General features: G+C 65.6%; 1 protein-coding gene. It reads right to left on the bottom strand.

The genetic code is table 11. From position 1 onward, the window contains the following. The coding region (locus FW784_RS14130) for a primosomal protein N' family DNA-binding protein (protein ID WP_149353952.1) at window positions 1–187 on the bottom strand (187 nt) is incomplete at its 3' end. Window positions 188–700: the final 513 nt, after the last annotated feature.

The following is a 700-nucleotide window of genomic DNA, read 5'->3' as shown; positions in this document are numbered from 1 at the left end:
CGGCAATCACGCCGACCCGCTCGCGGGTGCCGAAGGGCACGCGCACACGGCAGCCGACGGCCTGCGACGGCGCCATGTCGGACGGCAGGTAATCGAACAGCCGGGCGAGCGGCAGGCCGCCGATCGCGACCTTCCACACCGGACCGGCGACGGCGTCGAGCAGGGATGAGGCGGGCGGCACGGGCATGGTCGCAGTCTAGGCGGAGACGGTTCTTCGCGACCCGGTCAGGTTGCACGTCATTGCTCCCTCCACAATCATGAATCGATCGTAAGTACTTGCCCGCATTGAAGAACGTTCCTTATCCACACTGCATGTGGATAAGTCTGTGAATGGACTGTCGGTCGACGTGCGCGAGCCAGCCACCACGGGCAGCGACCGCGGGTTGGTGAAAAAATCGCCAAGCGGGTTATTTACTTAAAAATCAATTGCTTGCGCGTGAAACACTGCGTGAAGACTAGCGCGTGCGGGTCGCAGCGGCTGCGAATGACGCTCCGATGACGGCTGTGAACAACCCATACGGGGCCGGACCCGCGTCACATAAGGGCGGAGCGGCAGAAACAGCCGCTGTCAAGGGTCCGAAGGATGCCGCGCGCGGCGTGGCGGGCGGGCCCGCCGCTATCATCGCCGCATGGTTTCCACTGCCGACCCGACCGCCCCCGACCTCGCCCGACCGACCGCGCTGGCCGCGTTCCTGCCGGG

Origin of the sequence: Cognatilysobacter lacus (assembly GCF_008274655.1) — a bacterium.
GTDB lineage: Bacteria > Pseudomonadota > Gammaproteobacteria > Xanthomonadales > Xanthomonadaceae > Cognatilysobacter > Cognatilysobacter lacus.
The sequence above is the reverse complement of the archived record's forward strand: the minus strand, read 5'-3'. Positions and strand labels throughout refer to the sequence as shown.